22 protein-coding genes and 1 tRNA gene are annotated in these 21,586 nt (G+C 58.0%); 7 read left to right on the top strand and 16 right to left on the bottom strand.

The features are described 5' to 3' along the window. Positions 1-81: 81 nt before the first annotated feature. The gene (locus tag AC0IXA_RS18915) at positions 82-1,032 is read right to left on the bottom strand and encodes a GlxA family transcriptional regulator (protein ID WP_471814315.1); all 951 of its coding nucleotides are present in this window, start codon (positions 1,030-1,032) and stop codon (positions 82-84) included. A 220-nt stretch (positions 1,033-1,252) separates the two neighbouring features. Here AC0IXA_RS18915 and AC0IXA_RS18910 point away from each other — a divergent pair, with 220 nt between their 5' ends. After that, positions 1,253-1,975, top strand: a complete 723-nt coding sequence (locus tag AC0IXA_RS18910; RefSeq protein WP_341637910.1) for a pirin family protein — start codon at positions 1,253-1,255, stop codon at positions 1,973-1,975. A 41-nt stretch (positions 1,976-2,016) separates the two neighbouring features. On the opposite strand, the gene AC0IXA_RS18905 is transcribed toward AC0IXA_RS18910, so the two are convergent. Together AC0IXA_RS18905 and AC0IXA_RS18900 are read right to left on the bottom strand one after the other, a co-directional pair. Next, the gene (locus tag AC0IXA_RS18905) at positions 2,017-2,523 is read right to left on the bottom strand and encodes a hypothetical protein (RefSeq protein WP_241664185.1); all 507 of its coding nucleotides are present in this window, start codon (positions 2,521-2,523) and stop codon (positions 2,017-2,019) included. A gap of 181 nt (positions 2,524-2,704) precedes the next feature. Next, complete coding sequence (locus AC0IXA_RS18900; RefSeq protein ID WP_471814314.1) at positions 2,705-3,580, bottom strand: LysR family transcriptional regulator; 876 nt, start codon at positions 3,578-3,580, stop codon at positions 2,705-2,707. Positions 3,581-3,691: 111 nt separating this feature from the next. Here AC0IXA_RS18900 and AC0IXA_RS18895 point away from each other — a divergent pair, with 111 nt between their 5' ends. The 3 genes from AC0IXA_RS18895 to AC0IXA_RS18885 all read left to right on the top strand — a co-directional run bounded on the left by AC0IXA_RS18895 (position 3,692) and on the right by AC0IXA_RS18885 (position 7,010). Beyond that, the gene (locus AC0IXA_RS18895) at positions 3,692-4,891 is read left to right on the top strand and encodes a YbfB/YjiJ family MFS transporter (protein WP_471814313.1); all 1,200 of its coding nucleotides are present in this window, start codon (positions 3,692-3,694) and stop codon (positions 4,889-4,891) included. A 61-nt stretch (positions 4,892-4,952) separates the two neighbouring features. Beyond that, entirely contained in the window at positions 4,953-5,951 is a 999-nt protein-coding gene (locus tag AC0IXA_RS18890; RefSeq protein ID WP_471814312.1) for an NAD(P)H-quinone oxidoreductase, read from the top strand. A gap of 114 nt (positions 5,952-6,065) precedes the next feature. Continuing rightward, entirely contained in the window at positions 6,066-7,010 is a 945-nt protein-coding gene (locus tag AC0IXA_RS18885) for an alpha/beta hydrolase (protein ID WP_471814311.1), read from the top strand. Between the two features lie 30 nt (positions 7,011-7,040). Here AC0IXA_RS18885 and AC0IXA_RS18880 read toward each other — a convergent pair whose 3' ends face one another. After that, positions 7,041-7,370: a hypothetical protein gene (locus AC0IXA_RS18880; protein WP_041478568.1), complete on the bottom strand. Its 330-nt coding sequence runs from the start codon at positions 7,368-7,370 to the stop codon at positions 7,041-7,043. 186 nt (positions 7,371-7,556) lie between these two features. Here AC0IXA_RS18880 and AC0IXA_RS18875 point away from each other — a divergent pair, with 186 nt between their 5' ends. Then, a complete protein-coding gene (locus tag AC0IXA_RS18875) occupies positions 7,557-7,832 on the top strand; it encodes a hypothetical protein (RefSeq protein WP_024012416.1) in 276 nt (91 codons plus the stop codon). Positions 7,833-7,959: 127 nt separating this feature from the next. Continuing rightward, positions 7,960-8,175, top strand: coding sequence for a hypothetical protein (locus tag AC0IXA_RS18870; RefSeq protein ID WP_016774063.1), 216 nt, complete (start codon positions 7,960-7,962; stop codon positions 8,173-8,175). Between the two features lie 80 nt (positions 8,176-8,255). On the opposite strand, the gene AC0IXA_RS18865 is transcribed toward AC0IXA_RS18870, so the two are convergent. From AC0IXA_RS18865 to AC0IXA_RS18855, 3 genes are all read right to left on the bottom strand, one after another. After that, the gene (locus tag AC0IXA_RS18865; RefSeq protein ID WP_130902651.1) at positions 8,256-8,543 is read right to left on the bottom strand and encodes a hypothetical protein; all 288 of its coding nucleotides are present in this window, start codon (positions 8,541-8,543) and stop codon (positions 8,256-8,258) included. A 173-nt stretch (positions 8,544-8,716) separates the two neighbouring features. Continuing rightward, the gene (gene rtcA, locus AC0IXA_RS18860) at positions 8,717-9,742 is read right to left on the bottom strand and encodes an RNA 3'-terminal phosphate cyclase (protein WP_471814310.1); all 1,026 of its coding nucleotides are present in this window, start codon (positions 9,740-9,742) and stop codon (positions 8,717-8,719) included. 161 nt (positions 9,743-9,903) lie between these two features. Beyond that, positions 9,904-11,130, bottom strand: a complete 1,227-nt coding sequence (locus tag AC0IXA_RS18855; RefSeq protein ID WP_471814309.1) for an RtcB family protein — start codon at positions 11,128-11,130, stop codon at positions 9,904-9,906. Positions 11,131-11,324: 194 nt separating this feature from the next. Here AC0IXA_RS18855 and rtcR point away from each other — a divergent pair, with 194 nt between their 5' ends. Then, on the top strand, positions 11,325-12,929 hold the full coding sequence (gene rtcR, locus AC0IXA_RS18850; RefSeq protein WP_471814308.1) for an RNA repair transcriptional activator RtcR: 1,605 nt from the start codon (positions 11,325-11,327) through the stop codon (positions 12,927-12,929). Positions 12,930-13,777: 848 nt separating this feature from the next. On the opposite strand, the gene AC0IXA_RS18845 is transcribed toward rtcR, so the two are convergent. The 9 genes from AC0IXA_RS18845 to thrS all read right to left on the bottom strand — a co-directional run bounded on the left by AC0IXA_RS18845 (position 13,778) and on the right by thrS (position 21,230). After that, positions 13,778-13,854, bottom strand: a tRNA-Pro gene (locus AC0IXA_RS18845). 89 nt (positions 13,855-13,943) lie between these two features. After that, positions 13,944-14,300, bottom strand: a complete 357-nt coding sequence (locus AC0IXA_RS18840; RefSeq protein WP_003179985.1) for a MerR family transcriptional regulator — start codon at positions 14,298-14,300, stop codon at positions 13,944-13,946. Next, positions 14,281-14,583 carry an integration host factor subunit alpha gene (gene ihfA / locus AC0IXA_RS18835; RefSeq protein WP_002553164.1) on the bottom strand — a complete coding sequence of 101 codons (303 nt, stop codon included), beginning with the start codon at positions 14,581-14,583 and terminating at the stop codon, positions 14,281-14,283. The genes AC0IXA_RS18840 and ihfA overlap by 20 nt, the downstream gene beginning before the upstream one ends. Before the next feature lie 3 nt (positions 14,584-14,586). Next, the gene (pheT, locus tag AC0IXA_RS18830) at positions 14,587-16,965 is read right to left on the bottom strand and encodes a phenylalanine--tRNA ligase subunit beta (protein WP_471814307.1); all 2,379 of its coding nucleotides are present in this window, start codon (positions 16,963-16,965) and stop codon (positions 14,587-14,589) included. Between the two features lie 26 nt (positions 16,966-16,991). Next, positions 16,992-18,008, bottom strand: coding sequence for a phenylalanine--tRNA ligase subunit alpha (pheS, locus tag AC0IXA_RS18825; protein WP_003226365.1), 1,017 nt, complete (start codon positions 18,006-18,008; stop codon positions 16,992-16,994). A 109-nt stretch (positions 18,009-18,117) separates the two neighbouring features. Continuing rightward, positions 18,118-18,474 carry a 50S ribosomal protein L20 gene (gene rplT, locus AC0IXA_RS18820; RefSeq protein WP_002553161.1) on the bottom strand — a complete coding sequence of 119 codons (357 nt, stop codon included), beginning with the start codon at positions 18,472-18,474 and terminating at the stop codon, positions 18,118-18,120. Positions 18,475-18,501: 27 nt separating this feature from the next. Further along, on the bottom strand, positions 18,502-18,696 hold the full coding sequence (gene rpmI / locus AC0IXA_RS18815) for a 50S ribosomal protein L35 (RefSeq protein WP_002553160.1): 195 nt from the start codon (positions 18,694-18,696) through the stop codon (positions 18,502-18,504). A 60-nt stretch (positions 18,697-18,756) separates the two neighbouring features. Further along, positions 18,757-19,308 (bottom strand): translation initiation factor IF-3, encoded by a 552-nt coding sequence (infC, locus tag AC0IXA_RS18810; protein ID WP_169432615.1) that lies wholly within the window; start codon positions 19,306-19,308, stop codon positions 18,757-18,759. Then, complete coding sequence (thrS, locus tag AC0IXA_RS18805; RefSeq protein WP_024012407.1) at positions 19,308-21,230, bottom strand: threonine--tRNA ligase; 1,923 nt, start codon at positions 21,228-21,230, stop codon at positions 19,308-19,310. Before thrS ends, infC begins: the two co-directional genes overlap by 1 nt. Positions 21,231-21,586: the final 356 nt, after the last annotated feature.

Below are 21,586 nucleotides of genomic sequence, written 5' to 3'. Positions count from 1 at the left end.
CTTGGCACTGTTGCGTGACGATACAACCGCCGGAGCTGACGCAGCACGGACATCCGGCTGCGTCTGACGGACAGAACCGCTCTAGCTGAACTGTTCGCGGTATTGTAACGGCGTAAGACCGAGCTTTTCGGCGAACAACGAGCGCATGTGCCGGACACTTCCGAAGCCGCTTTTGTAGGCGATGGTCTTGAGCGGCAGATCGCCGGTTTCCAACAGGTTTCGCGCGCAGTCAATGCGGGCATTCTGCAGAAACTCCATGGGAGTCATGTTGACGTCACGGGCGAACAGGCGAGCAAAGTGCCGTGCGCTCATATTGGCCAATCCAGCCATGCGCTCGACGGTGAACGCTTCATCCAGATGTTCAAGGACGTAATTTTGTGCGCGGGTGATGGGCGTTTCTTGCGGTGAGACGGCCGCCATCAACGGGCTGAACTGCGCTTGCCCGCCCTGGCGCTTCATGACCACCAACAAGACCTTGGCGACGTCCTGGGCGATTTTCTTGCCGTGATCCCTGGCCACCACCGCCAGCGCCAGATCGATGCCAGCGGTCACGCCCCCCGAAGTGATGAGATTGCGATCCTCAACGTAGATCTGGTCGGTGGTCACCGTGGTTTTCGGGAAAGCCTTGATCAGGCGCTCGGTGTAGTTCCAGTGCGTGGTGACGCGATAACCATCAAGCAGGCAGGCATGGCCGAGGATGAATGCGCCGGTACAAATCGAACCGTAACGCTCCGCGCGCGGCACGGCTTTTTTCAACCAGCCAAACAGCTCGGGAAATCTCTGGTTATAGGCGCCGGGGCCGCCGGGCACCAATAACAGGTCATAGCGCTCCGCCGCTTCGTCGATGTGCAGATCAGCCTGAACCTGTACCCCATTGGAAGCCTTGAGCAAGCCGCGCTCCGTCCCTAGTGTCGTCAGTTGATAGTGCAAATCAGGTTTCAGATAACGGTTGGCGACTGAAAACACTTCCAGCGGCCCGGCCATGTCGAGCATCAGAAAGTCGGGGAACAGCACCATTGCCACGGTTTTCATGGGAGGCATCACACATATTCAAGGGTCAAGACGCACGTTACAGCCGGGACATTATGGCCAACTGAGTCGTGATGAGCGTAATCGAATACGTGAACCATAACGCAAAACTGTCAACCTGAGCCGGACAGTCTTTCAATTTCCATCTACTTATTGCCTCCCAAGGTAACCAGTAACCTTCTCCTCACTCGGACGAATTCACGTCCAGCCAGGAGATTTCATCATGCTGACTCTTCGCAAAGCCTCCGATCGCGGCCTCGCCAATCACGGCTGGTTGAAGTCGTTTCACACCTTTTCTTTCGCCAGCTACCGCAACCCGCGTGAACAGGGTTTCTCCGATCTGCTGGTGATCAACGATGACCGGGTCGCCGCCGGCAAAGGCTTCGGCCAGCACCCGCACCGCGACATGGAGATCTTTTCCTATGTGCTCGAAGGCGCGCTGGAACACAAGGACACCCTCGGTACCGGCTCGGTGATCCGCCCCGGGGACGTGCAATTGATGAGTGCCGGCAGCGGCGTGGCGCACAGTGAGTTCAACCACTCGGCCACCAAGCCCGTGCACTTTCTGCAAATCTGGATCGTGCCGGATGTCAGTGGCGCCAAGCCGCGCTATCAACAGGAACACTTCAGCGCGCAGAAAAAACGTGGTCGCCTGCAACTGATCATCTCGCCGGACGGTAGCAACGGTTCTCTGAAAGTCCGTCAGGATGCGCGGGTCTATGCCGGATTATTCGACGGCGACGAGAGTGCCACGCTGAAATTGCCAGCCAATCGTTACGCCTACGTCCACGTTGCGCGTGGCAGCGTCGAACTCAATGGCCAAGCCTTGCAGGAAGGCGACGGCGTGCGGGTTCGTGAAGAACAGCTGCTCAATTTGAGCAACGGTGTCGATGCCGAGGTGCTGGTGTTCGACTTGCGGCCTCAAGAGTTGCCAGAAATGCCATGATCTGGCGCGATGCAGAACGGCCTTCCGATGAAGGCCGTTTTTTATTGCGGCGGCACTGTTGAGGGTTGTACGACCGGTTTGGGTGACGATACCTCTTTGCCAATCTGAATCGCTGCCAGCGTGGTTTGGATCGTGGTCAACACCGCCGCCTGATTGGCGAAATGTGCGCCAACCAGCAAGGAAGCCACGCCGAGAAAATGCACAGTGGTGGCCGCCCAGTAATTGGCCTTTACCGTCGATGCCTGCCTGATCGCTTCCCGCGATTCGTCGGCAATTTTCTGCACGCCCATCCACATAACGTCATAACGCTTGTCCCGCTCCTGCAGGGCCTTGTCCCGCTCAAGATAGACCTTGTCCCGTTCCGCCTGAGCAGCGAGGAACCCGCGAATGTCGGCGCGCATTTCTGCCACACGGCCGTCCATCCTCGTCTCGATGGTCTCTATCCTGGCATCGAATTCTTCTCGACTTATGCTGCTCATGGTTTGCCTGTCCCGCCCTGCATTCGATCTGTCCGTGACCGCATATTGATTCACTTCCCTGATTTTCAATTCGGCACCTTTCTATGGCTACGCGGCCTTCCCTGGCTCTTCGTTTCGATGCGTCACTGAGGTCTGCATCGAGCTGTAGTGACAATAGAACTCATCACGGACTACAACAAGCCGGCCCATTCTGTCTCGGACGTAGGCTGTTTCGTCAGCAGTTGTAGCCTCGGGCAAAACCCTGAACCACTTATTCGTTTTCCAGCGCAAACGCCTCCACGATCTGCTCGATCACGGCCCGTACCCGCGCGGTGTGGCGCAAGTCGGCGTGGGTGACCAGCCAGACTTCATACGGCTGCGGCCGGGTCCGCTCCGGCCAGAGTCTGACGAGACCATCGCGTTCGCCCATGTAAACAGGTATCTCGCCTACCCCGAGGCCAGCGGCAATAGAGCGGCGCACCAGAAGGCTGGAGCTGAGCGTGGTGACGATGCGTCCGCGGGTCAACGGTTCAGAGACCAGCGTAAGGTCTTTTTTGCTCTGTAAGTACGGCTGATACACCACCAGATCATGGCCCTCGAAAGCGCTGCCGGGCTGCGGTTCTCCATGGCGATCGACATAGGCCTGTGCTGCGAAAAGTCCTACAGGCCAACGGGCGATCCGTCGAGCGATGAGATCAGGGTTATCCGGCCGGGTATTGCGCACCGCGATATCGGCCTCGCGCTTGGCCAGACTGAGGATTTGCGTCGACGCATCCAGCTGGATCTGCACGTTCGGATGCTGATCATGCAGGCGCGCCATCGCCGGAATGATGAAGTCAATGGCCATCGAGTCGGTGGTGCTGACCCGTACGTTACCGGTCAGACGGTCATCCAGCCCATGGATGTGCCGCTCCAGTTCCAGCGCCGAATGCTCCATTTTTTCCACACTTTTACGTGCCGCTTCACCAACGGCAGTCAGCGCATAACCGTCGGAGGTACGCAGGAACAGCGTCGCGCTCAATGCCTTCTCCAGCGCAGTAATGCGACGTCCGACCGTGGCCTGGTCGACGCCCAGAACACGCGCAGCCCCGCGCAATGTCGACTCGCGACAGACCGCCAGAAACACTCGCGCATCATCCCAATTCATGCTGATCGTCCTCAAAGCATTTTTGCATCACTCTGCCGCTTAATCGCTGCGTATGCGCAGCAACGATAGCCGATAAGCTGAGCGCCATACACCTCTTGTGAGATCGCTATCATGCGTACTGCAAACTCTTCCGGCATCTGGCTGCCGATCTTCGCCGGACTTTGCGCCAGTCTGGTCAGCATTGGTCTGGCGCGTTTCGCTTACACGCCATTGATCCCTTCGCTGATTCAGGCGCAGTGGTTTTCGGCCAATGATGTCGTCTACCTCGGCGCGGCCAATCTGGTCGGCTACTTGATCGGCGCCCTGCTCGGTCGGCCCCTGGCTCACCGAACAGGCAGCCGCAACGCCTTGCGCCTGATGATGCTGGCAGTCACGGCGGCATTCTTTGCCTGTGCTTATCCGCTGTCGGTGAGCTGGTTCTTCGGCTGGCGTTTGCTGTCCGGGATTGCTGGTGGCGCGATCATGGTGTTGGTCGCGGCAACCGTGCTGCCTCATGTTCCGGCTTCACGCAGAGGCTTGGCCAGCGGCGCAATCTTCCTGGGCATCGGCCTGGGGATTGCCGGTTCCGGAACCATCGTGCCGCCGCTGCTGACTCTTGGCTTGCAGGCAACATGGCTCGGGCTGGGCGCGCTGGCTTTGTTGCTGACCGCGGTGAGCTGGTTCGGCTGGCCTGCGGATACCACGCATGCCGTGGCTGCGCACGCAACGTCGACTGATGAGCCAACACCGTCGGGCGTTTACCTGTTATTCGCTCAATACGCGTTCATGGCCGCCGGGCTGGTGCCTGCCATGGTGTTTCTGGTGGATTACGTAGCGCGTGGATTGGGTGCCGGGGCGCATATCGGCGCGATGGTCTGGGTGATGTATGGCCTGGGAGCGATTGTCGGGCCGGTGACTTACGGCTTCTTGGCCGACCAGCTTGGCGCCCGCACTGGTATTCGACTGGTGTTGGTAGTGCAAGCCATCGCCCTCGGTTTGCTCGCCGTCTCCCATTCATTTCTGGCGCTGGCTTTACTGGCGGTGATTCTCGGCTCGTTCCCGCCGGGCATCGTGCCGCTGGCCTTGGCCCGGGTGCATGAACTGGTGCCGTCGCATCACCCTCAGCAGATCGCCTGGAGCCGTGCCACTGTGTCATTCGCAACCTTTCAGGCGCTGGCCGGGTTTGCCTATTCGGCATTGTTCAATGCCTCGGGCGGCCAGCACACGCTGCTGTTTGTGATCGCCGCTGGCGCGATCGTCGTCGCTCTACTGCTGGAGCAAGCCATGCGCTGGCTGCCCTCTACAACTGAATCCCGTTGCGCGGCGAACTGAAGGGAATCATTGCGCGCTGCCAGCGTTCCCATCTACACGACCTTTTTCACAGGAATCGACAATGTCACTGCCCAACGAAATGACCCGTATTGAAATCACCGAACCCGGCGGCCCTGAAGTATTGCAAGCCAGGCGCGTGCCGCTGCCAACCGTTGCCGAAGGCCAAGTGCTTATCCGCGTTCACGCTGCCGGCATCAATCGTCCGGATGCCTTGCAGCGCGCCGGAAAATATCCGATGAAGCCTGGGATGGACCCGATTCCCGGCCTGGAAGTGGCTGGCGAAGTGGTTGCACTGGATCCCGGAGTTACGCGGTTCGCTGTGGGCGATCGTGTGTGCGCACTGACCAATGGCGGCGGATACGCCGAGTATTGCGCGGTACCAGCCGGCCAGACTTTGCCTGTGCCGGATGGAGTCGATTGGGTCCAGGCCGCCGCGATTCCGGAAACCTTTTTCACCGTCTGGGCCAACCTGTTCGGCCTCGGCGCCGCCAAGGCAGGCCAGCGCGTGCTGATTCACGGTGGCACAAGCGGCATCGGCACCACCGCGCTGATGCTCTGCCGTGAATTCGGTATTGAGGCGTTCGCCACCGCCGGCAGTCCTGAAAAATGCGCCGCAATCAGCAAACTTGGCGGGCAGCCGATCAACTATCGGGAAGAAGATTTTGCCAAGGTCATTGCCGAGAAAACCGCAGATCAAGGCGTGAACGTGATTCTCGACATCATGGGTGGCTCGTATCTGAACGGCAACATCAGCGCACTGGCGATGGACGGCCGACTGGTGATGCTCGGTTTCCTCGGCGGCGCCCGCGCCAACGACATCGATCTGCTGGCGATCCTCGGCAAACGCGCGGTGGTCACCGGTTCGCTGCTGCGCGCGCGTACCGCTGCGGAGAAAGCCGCCATCGCCGATCAACTGCAAGAACACGTTTGGCCTGCCCTCAGCACCGGGCGCTGCCTGCCGATCATCGACAAGGTTTACCCGCTGGCTGACGCGGCTCAGGCCCATGCCCGCATGGAGGGCGGCGATCATATCGGCAAGATTGTGCTGCAGGTGGCGTGATCGATTGCAGCATCTTGTAATCGTTGGGCGTGCACGGTGGTCGAAAAACAGTCACGCGCAGACCGAGGCTTCTGGTAAAAAGCGTTCTTTGTCTGCGCTGTGGTGAAACGATTAATGTTCCTGTCCTTCCTGACCCGTCTGCGACGCCGCCGCCTGGCATTCGCCATGATGGCCGCGCTGATCATTGGCGTGCCGACGAGTTGTGCGGTGCTGGAACACACCGAGCGCAAACTGCTTTTTCGCATTGAGCCGGGCACTGCCGGCTGGTATCGCGGACTGCCCGGCAGCGTTCAGGAACTCGATCTGCAACCGAAGAGTTTCAAGGCCGGGCAGAACATCCATGCCTGGTGGTGGCCGGCGGAACGTGCCGATGCCCCGGCAATCCTTTACTTGCATGGCGTGCGCTGGAACCTCACCGGACAGTTGTTCCGCATAGAGCAACTACGCGCGGCGGGCTATTCGGTGCTGGCCATCGATTATCGAGGGTTCGGCCAAAGCAAGGGTGATCTACCATCCGAAAGCAGCGTTTATGAAGATGCCCGCGTGGCCTGGGAGCGCTTCCAACTGCTGCAACCGGACCCGAACAAGCGCCTGATCTACGGCCACTCTCTCGGTGGCGCGGTGGCGATTGATCTGGCGGCCGAGCTGGGACAGAACGCGGCGCGCAACCACACACCGCTCCCGGTACGTGGTCTGGTCATCGAATCAACCTTCACTTCCCTCGCCGACGTAGCTGCCGCCGTGGCCAACACCTCGCTTCCTGTGCGTTGGCTCCTGTCGCAAAAATTCGATTCCATCGACAAGATCGCCGACATTCACATGCCACTGCTGGTGGTGCATGGCCTGGCTGATGCCTTCGTGCCGCCGCGCTTCAGCGAGCAGCTGTTCAATGCCGCTGAGCAGCCCAAGCGCCTGTTGCTGGTGCCCGGAGCAACGCACAACAACAGCATGGCGCTTGGCGGTCAGGGGTATCGCAAGGCACTGGATGCGTTGATGCAGAGCAAGCCGTTGCCGCGGGTGGCCGGGCCGGCAGTCGCCAAGGGTTCTGGCGATTCCTAAGCTGTGTTACCAGTGCTGGATAAAGAGGCATCAGCGCCGAGCCAACTCATGGCGTACGCATTGTTCGTAATAGGTCTGCTTGACCGCTGCCGGTTTGAGCTTCGAACTGCTGTTGTAGGTCTGCTCGGTAATCCCCATCGCTGTCATGCGCATCCAGGGTTGCTGGAATCGGCGAACCTGCAATTGCTTGCGCGCGCCATACAGCGAAACCCCGGACAGTTTTGATCGCTGCGCACCGGCAGCAATATCCGAGCCCCAGGTGCAGGCAAAGCGATGGCCCTTGCTCAACTCTTTTGCCTGCACTCCCGAGGCGATCAAAGCCAGGGAAAGCGTCACAACGGTGATGACAATCGTGCGCATATAGCCAACCTAACCTTTTGAAAATAGGCGATTTTGCCGGGGCGAAATGTCTCTGGGGGCCAGCAATTTGCCTGCTCTCAGGATTTTTCTAATCAGGGTGAAATTCGCCGCTCGTCCAGTACCGCGCACCTTTGCCAGACAGGCCTATCCAACGCTGTACATCCCACCGAGCAGAAGGCCCACGTGATGAACAAGAAAATTTTCGCCTTGTCGTTTTTCAGCCTGTGCCTGATCGGCCCGATTCACGCTTCGGCAGCCGAATCCACGGCGGGCGCCGCCACCCCTGCCACCGCCCTGCCCGGCGTCAATCATGCAGAGAGCTCTCGCGACCATGACGAGAAGGCGAACAAGAAAGGCGAAGAGTCCTCAGGCGCCAACGCGGGATCAGAGCCGCATGAGACAGAGAAGGATGCGGCGACGTCGAGCGATTCCGAAGACCTGGATAAAAAACCCGCTCAGTAAGAGTGGATTCGCTTTTAGTAACGAAAATCCGACACCGAAACTAGCGCAACACCGGGTGATATCAATATGATGCGCGCACTGGCCGCCATAGAGGGCGGCCAGAGGAAAATACATCCAAGGAATGCAAATGAAAGACTTCGTCATCGGCGTCAACAACATCGTTCTCTACATCGCATTGGCGGTCATCCTGATCGTTTCCCTCTTCATGATGAGCCAGAGCTTTCTCTCGGGTCTCGGTATGTTCGTAGGCGGCACCCTGGGCTGGTGCATCGTCTCCGGCTTCTGGTTCGTGCAATCGGCAACCTATGAAGAACTGCGCAAGTTGAACTCGAAAACCAACTGATCTGCGCCGAGTATTCGTTAAAGAGAAAAGGCCAATGTCATCGACATTGGCCTTTTTTTAGCGGCGAAGAGACTAGTTCTTCATTGCTTGGTGCACTGAGCGCCCAGTCCCATGCCCATGGAACCCAGAGCTACCATCGGGCCGCTCGGCAGCTCGCACGTATACTCACCGCTTTCGGTTTGAGCGGTATAGAAAGTTGTATTGAAGTCACTGCGGATGTTGGAAACCTTGATCACGGGTTTGCCGATGGTGGTCTGTGCGCGATTCTTGAGATCACTCTCCCCCGGCTTTACGGTCTGGCATCCAGTGACCGCGAGGACCAGTGTTGCGATTAAAGCGAGAACCGGAATAGTCCTTGATGAGTTCATTGCAGATCGACCTTTTTGATTTTGTACCGGAAAAATTTGACAGTCAGCTGCCAAGCGACAGGACTTTAAGGTCGAGCCGGAACAGGGGCAATTAGGTCGGATGTGCTAATGGCTGAAGGCTAGTGGCGCTCTCAGTGAAGTTTTGCGACTGCCTTCGGGACCGCAGGTCGCTACTAATGAGTTTGTGAAACTGCTATCCGCAAGCGATCACTGCCCTCCTCCTGGCAATCGATACGGACGGGCAAAAACAGCTGGATGACTTCAATGTTGCTGCGCAAATGATCAGTCATGCGCGGCGTGGTGAACGATCCACCGCCGGCCAGCGCCATCGGCAACAGCAACTGATCGGCCAGATGCTCAGCCACCGCAGCACCACTACGCAGCCAGTCAGCAGCCTGATTGATCGCGGCATCCGCTACTTTCTCAGCGCGTAACGACACTTGGCCAAATGCGCTGAACACTTCAGTGACGTGTTCGAAAACGTACTCCAGCAATAACACATTGCCCGGGCCGCGTGCCGGATCAAGCGTCACCGCTTGCAGCGCCTCCGCAAGCCAGTTCAACCGCTTGGCCACTTGGCTCAGTTCCCGCTGAGCGACGATAGGCGCAAGTCCGGCAGTCAGCGCCAGAGCCTGCCGTGAAATCGCCTCGCCGCGCTCACACACATCCAGTCGCGTCAGGCGCGACGGCTGCACCGTCACGGCAATCTCGCCACCGCCAGCCGGTACGAAACCATGACGCAGCAACTCCAGCTCGACATTACCGCCCATGCGTCGCAGCAGCGGTAGCCAACTGCGCGAGAGGAAATCCGTCGGCGGTGCCAGCGGATTGTGGGTGCCACCGGAGATCGTCACTCGGCTGGCCTGCGGCGCCCGCAACAAGGCTGGCAACAACGTCTGTAGCACCAGCGTGCAACTGCCCGCCGTGCCAATAGCGAACTGAAAGTTGCCTCCGCTAATCTCGCCCGGTTCGAAGCTCAGGGCTTGCGACCCCAGATGCGCACCAGATATCTTTGCACCACAAACCTCGGCCGCCGCCATCACGGCTGTCAGATGCTGACGCAGCAATCCCGGACGGCTGCGTCTGGCGCGGATCTGTTTAATACGAAACGCCCGGCCTGTCACCATCGACAGGCTCAGAGCGCTGCGCAGCACTTGGCCGCCGCCGATGGCGCCGTCCAGCTCGATTATTTCTTTCATTGCAAATCCTTACGCGCATAGCCCGACGGTGTCTCTGAGGTACCGTTTAGCCGTCGTGGGTCTTCCTGAGTTCTGATTAATGTTGGTCATCCGCGCTTCAGCTCAGCCGCGATGAACCAGCGCAGTGACGGGTGAAGTGCTCTCTCCTGCGCCGCAGTTCCTTATCCTTTGACGCACACCACTTGACGCAGGGTATGCAGCACTTCCACCAGCTCACGCTGGGCGTGCATGACTTTGTCGATGTCCTTGTAGGCCATCGGAATTTCGTCAATCACCGCTTCGTCCTTGCGGCATTCCACGTGGGCGGTGGCGCGAATCTGATCGGCGACGGTGAAGGTATTCTTCGCCTTCGTGCGGCTCATGGTGCGGCCGGCGCCATGGCTGCAGGAACTGAATGACTCTTCATTGCCCAGACCGCGAACGATGAAGCTCTTGGCGCCCATCGAGCCCGGAATAATCCCCAGCTCGCCTTTCTTCGCTGACACCGCGCCTTTGCGGGTAATCAGCACGTCTTCACCGTAATGCCGTTCCTTCTGCACGTAGTTGTGATGGCAGTTGACCGCTTCGAGCGCGACCTCGAAAGGCTTGTGGATGAACTGCCGCGTGGCCTGAATCACTGCGCGCATCATCAGTTCACGGTTCTGTCTGGCGAAGTCCTGCGCCCAGCCCACTGCTTCCACGTAATCATCAAAGTGCTGGCTGCCTTCTACGAAATAGGCCAGGTCACGGTCCGGCAGGTTGGCAATGTGCTGACGCATATCGGCTTGGGCCATCTGGATGAACAGGTTGCCGATAGCGTTGCCGACGCCGCGCGAACCACTATGCAACATGAACCAGACACGGTTGGCTTCATCCAGGCACACTTCGACGAAGTGGTTACCACTACCGAGCGTCCCCAAATGCGCCCGGTTGTTGGTATTGGCCAGTTTCGGATACTTGTCGGTGATCAGTTTGAAGCGCGGCTGCAACCCCGCCCAGGCCTGATCGGCTTGCTGCGGAACCTCGTCCCAGGCGCCTTTGTCTCGCCGCGAGCGATTCGAACTGCGGCCGTGCGGCACCGCTTGTTCGATTGCAGTACGCAATCCATGCAGGTTGTCTGGCAGATCTGCGGCCGTCAGCGACGTACGCGCAGCGATCATGCCGCAACCGATGTCGACGCCCACCGCTGCGGGAATGATCGCGCCGACCGTTGGAATCACGCTGCCAATTGTCGAGCCCTTGCCCAAGTGCACATCGGGCATCACCGCCAGATGCTTGAAGATGAACGGCATTTTTGCCGTGTTCATCAACTGTGCGCGGGCTTCGTTTTCAACCGGGACACCTTCGGTCCAGAGTTTGATGGGTTTGCCGTTGGCGACTTCGAGAAGCTGATAGGTTTGGTCTTTCATATCTTGGTGTCCATGTTCGTTTCCATCAGCATTGCAGCCGCTGTGCCAGCTTTGGATGCGGCTATGGTTTTCCCTCTATGTTTCTGATTTTAATAGCTTTTATCTCTGACGCGACGAGTCTCGATAATCTATGGAAGACAAATCCGACCAGCAAAATTATCATTCCATATCGTCATTTATCTTATGAGATAAGCATGCCCAATAAACGCACGGTCGCCATCGGATTTATCGGAGCCACCCTGGATCGCGTCGGCAAAGGTGCCAGCCGGTGGAATTATTGGCGACCAAGCGTAGGCCTGTGCCAACAAACAGACCTCCCTATCCATCGGCTTGAATTGATTCACGGCCTCGACGCGCGCGACGTCAGCCTCGCCGAGCGTGTCCGAGCGGACATCCAGCAGATTTCTCCGAGCACCGAAGTGCGCCTGCATCCAATGTCGCTGCGCAACCCTTGGGATTTCGAAGAGGTCTATGGCGCCCTGCACGACTTCACCACTGCATACAATTTTGACACTGAGCACGAGGATTACCTCGTCCACATCACCACCGGCACCCACGTCGCACAGATCTGCTGGTTCCTGCTCACCGAGGCGCGCTATCTGCCGGCCCGACTGATCCAGACCTCCCCCATCAAGCGCAAGAGCGAGAACGAGCCCGCCTGCGGCACTCATGCGCTGATCGATCTCGATCTGTCGCGCTATGATCGGATTGCTTCACGCTTCGCCAGCAAACGTCTCGAAGGCCTGGAATTTCTCAAGTCCGGCATCGCCACGCGCAACCCGGCCTTCAACCGCTCCATTGAACAGATCGAGCGCGTTGCGCTGCGCTCCAAAGCCCCCATGCTGCTGATCGGCCCGACCGGCGCCGGCAAATCCTTCCTGGCGCGGCGCATCTACGAACTCAAACGCAATCGCCATCAGATGCTGGGACGCTTTGTCGAAGTCAACTGCGCCACTTTGCGTGGCGACGGCGCGATGTCGGCCTTGTTCGGCCACGTCAAAGGCGCCTTCACCGGCGCGCAGAACTCTCGCGATGGCCTGCTGCGCGCCGCCGATGGTGGCATGTTGTTTCTCGATGAAATCGGTGAGCTCGGCGCAGACGAACAAGCGATGCTGTTAAAAGCAATAGAAGAGAAACGCTTCTTCCCGCTGGGCTCGGACAAAGAAGTCGAGAGTGATTTTCTGATAATCGCCGGCACCCACCGCGACCTGCGCAGCCGGGTCGCCGAAGGCCTTTTTCGCGAGGACCTGTACGCAAGGATCAACCTCTGGACATTCGACCTGCCCGGCCTCGCCGGCCGCCGCGAGGACATCGAGCCGAACATCGACTTCGAACTGGAACGCCATGCTCGAGAACAGGGTGAACGGGTGCGCTTCAATCTCGAAGCACGCCGACGCTACCTGGCCTTCGCCAGCTCACCTGCAGCAGCCTGGCTGGGCAACTTTCGCGAGCTGTCCGCGTCGATTACACGGATGGCAACTTTGGCCGACAGCGGGCGCATCGATGAAGCACAGGTTGATGATGAGATCGATCGGTTGCGGTATGCATGGAGCTTGGCGCAACCCTCTGCGCTATCGACTGAGTTGCCAGGAGATGACGAGAGCATGGACTTGTTCGATCGCTTGCAGTTGAGGGCTGTCATTGAGGTGTGCCAGCAGGCGGACAGCCTGTCGGATGCCGGTCGACAGCTGTTCGCTGTTTCCAGGCAGACCAAGGCGCAACCCAATGATGCCGATCGCTTGAGGAAGTACTTGGCACGATTCGGACTTGAATGGGGCGGATTAGTGGGCATGAAGTGACACGGCATTCACGCTCACGGCGCCAATGACTGCTGTAGAAAAAATGAATTAGCCGCCTGATCCCTCGGTCAAGAATTATGAACGCAGTAAATCTGACGAGGTGACAGCAATGACTATCCAGGCAGAGACACTCGTACAACTGACCGAAGCGCTTCAAGAGCGAGGCATGAAGATGGTTTCAGATGTTCATTTCACTCGCGCGCCGTACCGATACAACCACCGCTGGATCTGCATAGTCGAGTAAACACGCTTGTTGCCGGCGTCTGGATCGATCATTCAGGCGCCGGCGCCGCTCGGCTTCGCCCCTGGAACCCAGATGACCGTCTCCATATACATCCCGGCTACGTTGATAGCGGATTCGGTGGCAATAAAAAACCCGGCGCGATGGCCGGGTCTCTCGTACACGATATGAATTCAATGCGCCTATTTCGCGCCGCCGTTGTCGCGACCGGTCTGGGCGTCTTGATCAGAGCCAGGGTTGCCGGGTGGCGGATTCCAGTCCTCTGGTCGTTTGTCGGTACCTTGCTTTGGCTCAGAGTCAGCTTGCTCCAGGCCGGAATCATGGCCCTCGCCAGTGTCAGGGTTTTGCTCACTTGGTCCCGGATATGGCGCTTCAGGGCCATTGTTGTCGTCGATCATCATTCTCTCCCATCAGTGGCGCAGGGGCTGCGCTTAATAAGTGAGAGGAGATCGGGGCACAGAGAGTGCTATTTGCTCGACGAGCGGACATTCTGACCAACCCAAACACTTGGTGATGCGAGTCGCAGGCGTGATCGAGTAGCCCCGAAAATCTCACACACATGAAAAAGGCCAATGCTGTGAACATTGGCCTAACTCATTGAAAAATATGGTCGGGACGGAGTGATTCGAACACTCGACCCCTAGCACCCCATGCTAGTGCGCTACCGGACTGCGCTACGCCCCGACTGATGTTGCTTTCCGTTCTTGACCTCGAAGAACGCTCAAGAATATATCGCAAGCTTTTGAAAACTGGAAGTATTCAAACGCTGCTTTTTATTTCTTGAGTACCACCAGAACGTCTTCCAATTCGGCAATCATCTGCCGAATCATCTGTTTGTACTGTGTGGTGTCATCTTTGGCTTCGTCGCCGGACAGACGCAGACGTGCGCCGCCGATGGTGAAACCCTGATCGTAAAGGAGCGCGCGGATCTGCCGGATCATCAGCACGTCCTGGCGCTGATAATACCGGCGGTTCCCGCGGCGTTTGACGGGGTTGAGCTGAGGAAACTCCTGCTCCCAATAGCGCAGCACGTGTGGCTTTACGGCACACAGCTCGCTGACTTCACCAATGGTGAAGTAGCGTTTGCCCGGGATGACGGGTAGCTCGTCGTTATGACTTGGTTCCAGCATAAGCCTCAACTCGGGCCTTCAACTTCTGCCCTGGACGAAAGGTGACCACACGGCGAGCCGTGATCGGGATTTCTTCCCCCGTTTTCGGGTTGCGGCCAGGCCGCTGGCGTTTGTCCCGAAGGTCGAAATTGCCGAAACCGGACAATTTGACCTGCTCGTTGTCTTCAAGAGCGTGCCTGATTTCCTCGAAAAACAGTTCTACCAATTCCTTGGCTTCCCGCTTGTTCAGGCCCAGCTCTTCATACAGACGTTCCGCCATCTCAGCTTTCGTCAAAGCCCCCATACGTCACTTCCTTAACGTGGCGTTCAACCTTTGTTCGAGCGAGGTGAGGATATTTTGCGTCGTCGAATTCACCTCATCGTCATTAAGAGTGCGCGATGGATGCTGCCAGGTCAAGCCAACTGCAAGGCTTTTTCTATCAGGATCAATACCTTTACCCTGATACACGTCAAACAGCCTGAGCTCTGTGAGCCATTCGCCTGCATTTTCACGGATTACGTCCAGTACAGCCGAGGCCGCAACGTCTTTGTGCGCGATCAGTGCAAGGTCACGACGCACTTCAGGAAAGCGCGACAACTCGTGGAATTTCGGCATTTTACCGAGCGCCACTTCCGCCAGAACCAGCTCGAAGACGAACACCGGACGATCCAGCCCCAGCGCCTTTGACAGCTCAGGGTGAATTGCACCGATATAGCCTACCTCGCGACCTTCACGCTCGATGCGAGCAGTCTGACCCGGATGCAGCGCCGGGTGTTTGCCCGGAGCAAACGTGAACGAATCCAGGGCACCAGCAAAACCCAATACCGCTTCCACGTCAGCCTTGACATCGAAGAAGTCGACGGTGTCGCGACCCTGCGCCCAGCCTTCCGGCAAGCGGCTGCCGCAAACAACCCCGGACAGCATCGGCTCTTGCTTCAAGCCTTCAAGCTGACCAACGAAGCGCAGGCCGCTCTCGAACAGACGCACGCGATCCTGCTGACGGTTGAGGTTGTGCTGCAATGCCTTGACCAGACCTGGCCACAACGACGAGCGCATGGCTGCCATATCGTTGGAGATCGGATTGGCCAGCAACAGCGGCTCGACGCCTGGATTGAACAGTTCGAACTGACGCGGATCGATGAAGCTGTAAGTGATCGCTTCCTGATAACCACGAGCAACCAGCAGACGACGCAGCTCAGGCAGATCACTGCGCGCTTCCGCCTTGGCTTGTGGCGCCAGACGCGCCTGCGGGTAGCGAACCGGCAGACGGTTGTAACCGTACAGACGAGCCAGCTCTTCGATCAGGTCGACTTCCAGGCTGATATCGAAGCGGTGGCTTGGCACTTCAACGCGCCATTGACCTTCGCCGTCAGCGGTAATGCTCAGGCCCAAGGCACTGAGCAGACGCTCGACCTGTGCCGAATCCATCTCCATGCCGAGCATCTGAGTGATGCGCTGAGCGCGCAGAGTGATCGGTGCAATCGATGGCAGATGTTGCTCGCTGACGGTCTCGATGATCGGACCAGCTTCGCCGCCAGTGATTTCCAGCAGCAGGCCAGTGGCGCGCTCCATGGCTTCACGGGCCAGCTGCCAGTCAACGCCACGCTCGTAGCGATGCGAAGCGTCGGTATGCAAGCCGTAAGAACGTGCCTTGCCGGCAACCGCAATCTGATCAAAGAACGCAGATTCGAGGAACACATCACGGGTGGTCGCGGAAACACCGCTGTGCTCGCCACCCATGACACCGGCGATCGCCAGTGCACGAGTGTGGTCAGCGATGACCAGCGTATCGCTACGCAGGCTGACTTCCTGACCATCAAGCAGAACCAGCTTCTCGCCCTCTTCAGCCATGCGCACACGAATGCCGCCATTGATTTCGGCGAGATCGAAAGCGTGCAGCGGTTGGCCGAGCTCGAGCATCACGTAGTTGGTGATGTCGACGGCAGCGTCGATGCTGCGCACGTCGGCGCGACGCAGACGCTCAACCATCCACAGCGGGGTTGGCTTGGACAGGTCGACGTTACGGATGACCCGCCCCAAGTAACGTGGGCAGGCCGCCGGGGCCAGCACCTCGACCGAACGGACTTCGTCGTGTACCGCTGCAACCGCAGCCACCACAGGACGGGTTACCGGCACGGCGTACAGCGCGCCGACTTCACGGGCCAGACCGGCCAGGGACAGGCAGTCGCCACGGTTCGGGGTCAGGTCGACCTCGATGCTGGCGTCTTCCAGTTCCAGATACACACGGAAATCTTCGCCCACCGGCGCATCGGCCGGCAGCTCCATCAGACCGTCGTTGCCCTCACCAACCTGCAATTCGGCTTGCGAGCACAGCATGCCGTTCGACTCGACGCCACGCAGCTTGGCTTTCTTGATCTTGAAGTCGCCCGGCAGTTCGGCACCGATCATGGCGAACGGAATCTTCAGGCCCGGGCGTACGTTTGGCGCTCCGCACACGACCTGGAAGGTTTCCGCGCCATTGCTGACCTGGCACACGCGCAATTTGTCGGCGTCCGGATGCTGCTCGGTGCTCAGCACCTCGCCCACCACAACACCACTGAAGACACCGGCGGCCGGCGTAACGCTATCGACCTCAAGACCGGCCATCGACAGACGAGCAACCAGCTCATCGCGATCTACCTGCGGGCTAACCCAGCCACGCAGCCATTGTTCACTGAATTTCATCCTGCTCTCCTAAGAATTCGTTACGACTAGCGAAATTGCGCGAGGAACCGCAAGTCGTTGTCGAAGAACAGACGCAAGTCGTTCACGCCGTAACGGAGCATGGCCAGACGCTCGACGCCCATGCCGAAGGCAAAGCCGGAGAACTCTTCCGGGTCGATGCCGGACATGCGCAGCACGTTCGGGTGAACCATGCCGCAGCCCATCACTTCCAGCCAGCCAGTCTGCTTGCAGACGCGGCAGCCTTTGCCACTGCACATCACGCATTCCATATCGACTTCAGCGGATGGCTCGGTGAACGGGAAGTACGAAGGACGGAAACGCACGGCCAGTTCTTTCTCGAAGAACACCCGCAGGAATTCTTCGATGGTGCCTTTGAGATCGGCAAAATTGATATCGCGATCGACCAGCAGGCCTTCGACCTGGTGGAACATCGGCGAGTGGGTGATATCGGAGTCGCTGCGATACACGCGGCCCGGGCAGACGATGCGGATCGGCGGCTGCTTGGACTCCATGGTGCGGACCTGTACCGGCGAGGTATGGGTGCGCAGCAACATGTTGGCATTGAAATAAAAGGTGTCATGCATCGACCGGGCCGGGTGATGGCCTGGGATGTTGAGCGCTTCAAAGTTGTGGTAGTCGTCTTCGACCTCTGGGCCTTCGGCAATGCCGTAGCCAATGCGGGTGAAGAACTGCTCAACGCGCTCCAGAGTCCGGGTGACCGGATGCAGACCGCCAGAGGTCTGGCCACGGCCCGGCAACGTCACGTCGATGGATTCGGCAGACAGTTTGGCAGCCAGCTCGGCTTCTTCAAACAATGCCATGCGCGCATTGAGAACGCCTGTAACACGTTCCTTGGCAACGTTGATCAGCGCACCGACTTGCGGACGCTCTTCGGCCGGCAGATTCCCCAGGGTCTTCATCACCTGAGTCAATTCGCCCTTCTTGCCAAGGTATTGAACCCGGATTTGCTCCAGGGCATTGATATCTTCAGCGCTTTGCACAGCCTCTAGTGCTTGAGAGACCAGCGCATCCAGGTTTTCCATGTACAGACTCCAGATACAAAATAGGGGAAGAGCTTGAAGGCTCTTCCCCTATTTATGACGTTTAACACCTGGCCCCACAGAGGTGAGGCCGGGTGACTGTCGGGGGTACTTAAGCCAAGGTGGCTTTAGCTTTCTCGACAATCGCAGCAAACGCCGCTTTTTCGTTCACTGCCAGATCAGCCAGAACCTTGCGGTCGATCTCGATGGACGCTTTTTTCAGGCCAGCGATGAAACGGCTGTAGGACAGACCGTTAACACGAGCACCAGCGTTGATACGAGCGATCCACAGAGCGCGGAACTGACGTTTTTTCTGACGACGGTCACGGTAGGCGTATTGGCCTGCCTTGATTACCGCTTGCTTGGCAACACGGAATACGCGGGAGCGTGCGCCGTAGTAGCCTTTAGCAAGTTTCAGAATTTTTTTGTGACGCTTACGGGCAATGACGCCACGCTTTACACGAGCCATGAGTTACTTCCTCTATTCTTGACTAAATTAACGAAGGCGCAGCATGCGCTCGACTTTTGCCACGTCAGACGGATGCAGCAAGCTGCTACCGCGCAGTTGACGCTTACGCTTGGTCGACATTTTAGTCAGGATGTGGCTCTTGAAAGCGTGCTTGTGCTTGATGCCGTTAGCAGTTTTCAGAAACCGCTTGGCAGCACCACTTTTGGTTTTCATTTTTGGCATGTTCGGATACTCCGCATTCAGTTGATAAACATAATCAGAAGGCCTGCCGTGCCCTGTTGATTACTTCTTCTTTTTCGGGGCGATGACCATGATCAGCTGGCGTCCTTCCATCTTAGGATGCTGTTCGACCGAACCGTACTCGAGCAGGTCTTGTTCAACCCGCTTGAGGAGTTCCATCCCCAGCTCCTGGTGGGCCATCTCACGGCCGCGGAATCGCAAGGATACCTTGGCCCTGTCCCCGTCACTCAGGAAACGTACCAGGTTGCGCAGTTTTACCTGGTAATCCCCTTCCTCCGTCCCTGGACGAAACTTGATTTCTTTAACCTGAATCTGCTTCTGGTTTTTCTTCGCCGCGGCAATCTGCTTCTTCTTCTCGAAGATCGATTTGCCGTAGTCCATCACCCGGCAAACAGGCGGGACTGCGTCTGCGGAAATTTCCACCAGATCAAGCTTTGCTTCTTCAGCGATACGAAGCGCTTCATCAATCGAGACGATGCCAATCTGCTCGCCATCAGCGCCAATTAACCGAACCTCGCGTGCCGAGATATTCTCGTTGATCGGGGCTTTCGGTGCAGCTCGTTTATCTTGTCTCATTTCACGCTTAATAATAATTACTCCGAATCTGGGCGACCACGCCGGGAAACCGCTTGCGCGAGAAACTCAGCGAACTGGGCGACGGGCATCGAGCCCAGGTCAGCACCTTCACGAGTACGCACAGCGACAGTCTGCATCTCGACTTCCTTATCTCCGATAACCAAAAGATAGGGAACCTTGAGCAAAGTATGCTCGCGGATTTTAAAGCCGATCTTTTCATTTCTCAAGTCGGACTTGGCACGAAATCCGCTTTCGTTGAGAGTTTTTTCAACCTCTGCAACAAAATCTGCCTGTTTATCAGTGATATTCATGATCACCGCCTGGGTCGGCGCGAGCCACGCAGGGAAAGCACCTTCGTAGTGCTCGATCAGAATCCCGACGAAACGCTCGAACGAACCGAGGATTGCGCGGTGCAACATCACCGGGTGTTTGCGGCTGTTGTCTTCAGAGACGTATTCAGCGCCCAAACGGACAGGCAGGTTAAAATCGAGCTGCAAGGTACCACACTGCCAGACGCGACCGAGACAATCTTTCAGCGAGAACTCGATCTTCGGCCCGTAGAAAGCACCCTCGCCTGGCTGCAGATCGTACGGCAGGCCAGCAGAATCAAGGGCTGCAGCCAATGCAGCTTCAGCGCGATCCCACAGCTCATCGGAGCCGACGCGTTTTTCCGGACGAGTGGACAGTTTCATCTCGACTTCGGTGAAGCCGAAATCGCGGTAAACGTCCATGGTCAGCTTGATGAACGCAGCGGACTCGGCCTGCATCTGCTCTTCGGTGCAGAAGATGTGCGCGTCGTCCTGAGTGAACGCTCGCACACGCATGATGCCGTGCAACGCCCCCGACGGCTCGTTACGGTGGCAGGCACCGAACTCGGCAAGACGCATCGGCAACTCACGGTAGCTTTTCAGGCCCTGATTGAACACCTGCACGTGACACGGGCAGTTCATCGGCTTGATGGCGTAGTCGCGGTTCTCCGACTGAGTGGTGAACATGTTGTCGGCATAGTTGGCCCAGTGCCCGGATTTCTCCCACAGGCTGCGGTCGACGACTTGAGGAGTCTTGATCTCAAGGTAGCCATTGTCGCGCTGGATCTTGCGCATGTACTGCTCGAGCACCTGGTACAGAGTCCAGCCATTCGGGTGCCAGAACACCATGCCCGGCGACTCTTCCTGAGTGTGGAACAGGCCCAGGCGCTTGCCGATCTTGCGGTGATCGCGCTTCTCGGCTTCTTCGATGCGCTGGATGTATGCTGCCAGTTGCTTCTTGTCGGCCCAGGCAGTGCCGTAAACGCGCTGCAACTGCTCGTTCTTGGCGTCGCCACGCCAGTAGGCGCCCGACAGCTTGGTCAGCTTGAAGGATTTCAGGAAACGCGTGTTCGGCACGTGCGGACCGCGGCACATGTCGACGTATTCTTCGTGATAGTACAGACCCATGGCCTGCTCGTTCGGCATGTCTTCGACCAGGCGCAGCTTGTAGTCTTCGCCACGGGCCTTGAACACTTCGATCACTTCGGCGCGCGGAGTGACTTTCTTGATGACGTCGTAATCCTTCTCGATCAGCTGCTGCATGCGCTGTTCGATGGCCGCCATGTCTTCCGGCGTGAAAGGACGCTCGTAGGCGATGTCGTAATAGAAGCCTTCATCGATGACCGGGCCGATTACCATCTTCGCGGTCGGGTACAGCTGTTTGACCGCGTGGCCAACCAGGTGCGCGCAAGAGTGGCGAATGATCTCCAGCCCCTCTTCATCCTTTGGCGTAATGATTTGCAGGGTCGCGTCGCTGCTGATGATGTCGCTGGCGTCGACCAGTTGGCCATTGACCTTGCCGGCGAGCGTGGCCTTGGCCAGACCTGCACCAATGGATGCGGCGACCTCGGCTACGGAAACCGGGTGATCGAATGAACGTTGACTGCCGTCGGGAAGAGTAATAGTTGGCATGGCGCCTCCTCTCCTAGTGGTGACCCCTACCAAAGGTCACGTGGGTTGGGATGAGCCAGTACAAGATCCGATCCAGGCCATTCAATGACGAACGCCTGCCTTACAGCGGCAGGAGCCTTGCGGCCAACCGGAAAACCGAACCAGAGTGACTGGGATTCAAATCGGAAAAATTCCCGCGCCGACCGCTTCGGGACTGAAGGTCATCCGAAGCCTGAGAACGCTTGAGCCCGGCATGCTAGCACAGATGAGCGGTCGCTCACGCCCTGATTTGGCAGAAGGCGAAATGTCCGATTTTATGCCAGAGTGCTGAACTTGATCGGCCCTTGCGCCCTCAGATAACAAGACATTGACCCACA

The organism is Pseudomonas sp. AC083 (assembly GCF_979253165.1).
The sequence above is the reverse complement of the archived record's forward strand: the minus strand, read 5'-3'. Positions and strand labels throughout refer to the sequence as shown.

What these genes read in the sequence shown, in the direction of transcription:
- pheS (WP_003226365.1), bottom strand. Translation starts at nt 18,008, where the DNA reads ATGGAAAACCTGGATGCGCTGGTCTCTCAAGCACTAGAGGCTGTGCAA.
- AC0IXA_RS18910 (WP_341637910.1), top strand. Translation starts at nt 1,253, where the DNA reads ATGCTGACTCTTCGCAAAGCCTCCGATCGCGGCCTCGCCAATCACGGC.
- AC0IXA_RS18895 (WP_471814313.1), top strand. Translation starts at nt 3,692, where the DNA reads ATGCGTACTGCAAACTCTTCCGGCATCTGGCTGCCGATCTTCGCCGGA.
- AC0IXA_RS18900 (WP_471814314.1), bottom strand. Translation starts at nt 3,580, where the DNA reads ATGAATTGGGATGATGCGCGAGTGTTTCTGGCGGTCTGTCGCGAGTCG.
- AC0IXA_RS18885 (WP_471814311.1), top strand. Translation starts at nt 6,066, where the DNA reads ATGTTCCTGTCCTTCCTGACCCGTCTGCGACGCCGCCGCCTGGCATTC.
- AC0IXA_RS18840 (WP_003179985.1), bottom strand. Translation starts at nt 14,300, where the DNA reads ATGCTGGAACCAAGTCATAACGACGAGCTACCCGTCATCCCGGGCAAA.
- AC0IXA_RS18890 (WP_471814312.1), top strand. Translation starts at nt 4,953, where the DNA reads ATGTCACTGCCCAACGAAATGACCCGTATTGAAATCACCGAACCCGGC.
- AC0IXA_RS18865 (WP_130902651.1), bottom strand. Translation starts at nt 8,543, where the DNA reads ATGAACTCATCAAGGACTATTCCGGTTCTCGCTTTAATCGCAACACTG.
- rplT (WP_002553161.1), bottom strand. Translation starts at nt 18,474, where the DNA reads ATGGCTCGTGTAAAGCGTGGCGTCATTGCCCGTAAGCGTCACAAAAAA.
- pheT (WP_471814307.1), bottom strand. Translation starts at nt 16,965, where the DNA reads ATGAAATTCAGTGAACAATGGCTGCGTGGCTGGGTTAGCCCGCAGGTA.
- ihfA (WP_002553164.1), bottom strand. Translation starts at nt 14,583, where the DNA reads ATGGGGGCTTTGACGAAAGCTGAGATGGCGGAACGTCTGTATGAAGAG.
- AC0IXA_RS18870 (WP_016774063.1), top strand. Translation starts at nt 7,960, where the DNA reads ATGAAAGACTTCGTCATCGGCGTCAACAACATCGTTCTCTACATCGCA.
- AC0IXA_RS18880 (WP_041478568.1), bottom strand. Translation starts at nt 7,370, where the DNA reads ATGCGCACGATTGTCATCACCGTTGTGACGCTTTCCCTGGCTTTGATC.
- rpmI (WP_002553160.1), bottom strand. Translation starts at nt 18,696, where the DNA reads ATGCCAAAAATGAAAACCAAAAGTGGTGCTGCCAAGCGGTTTCTGAAA.
- AC0IXA_RS18855 (WP_471814309.1), bottom strand. Translation starts at nt 11,130, where the DNA reads ATGAAAGACCAAACCTATCAGCTTCTCGAAGTCGCCAACGGCAAACCC.
- rtcA (WP_471814310.1), bottom strand. Translation starts at nt 9,742, where the DNA reads ATGAAAGAAATAATCGAGCTGGACGGCGCCATCGGCGGCGGCCAAGTG.
- AC0IXA_RS18875 (WP_024012416.1), top strand. Translation starts at nt 7,557, where the DNA reads ATGAACAAGAAAATTTTCGCCTTGTCGTTTTTCAGCCTGTGCCTGATC.
- AC0IXA_RS18915 (WP_471814315.1), bottom strand. Translation starts at nt 1,032, where the DNA reads ATGAAAACCGTGGCAATGGTGCTGTTCCCCGACTTTCTGATGCTCGAC.
- rtcR (WP_471814308.1), top strand. Translation starts at nt 11,325, where the DNA reads ATGCCCAATAAACGCACGGTCGCCATCGGATTTATCGGAGCCACCCTG.
- thrS (WP_024012407.1), bottom strand. Translation starts at nt 21,230, where the DNA reads ATGCCAACTATTACTCTTCCCGACGGCAGTCAACGTTCATTCGATCAC.